The following is a 239-nucleotide window of genomic DNA, read 5'->3' as shown; positions in this document are numbered from 1 at the left end:
TGGGGACTAAGCAAAAAGTTTTGATAATCTGAATAGAAAAAAAGATTTATCTCGTACGCCTCTGAGTTGCATTCTGAAGTTTTTTATTGGCTCAGTCTCAAAAGTTGGGGACTAAGCAAAAAGTTTTGATAATCTGAATAGAAAAAAAGATTTATCTCGTACGCCTCTAAGTTGTAATCTGAAGTTTTTTATTTTCGCATTGAAAGATTCTGCTGAAGCATTCGTGCTGCGTGCGTTAA

The 239-nt window shown here is 34.7% G+C and carries 1 pseudogene; it reads right to left on the bottom strand.

Features of this window, described 5'->3' with window-relative positions:
- Positions 1-111 precede the first annotated feature (111 nt).
- Positions 112-239: pseudogene (locus AB671_RS22975) on the bottom strand (DDE transposase); the annotation flags it as partial.

The organism is Chryseobacterium sp. BGARF1 (assembly GCF_001677955.1).
In the GTDB taxonomy this organism is placed as follows: domain Bacteria; phylum Bacteroidota; class Bacteroidia; order Flavobacteriales; family Weeksellaceae; genus Chryseobacterium.
The sequence above is the reverse complement of the archived record's forward strand: the minus strand, read 5'-3'. Positions and strand labels throughout refer to the sequence as shown.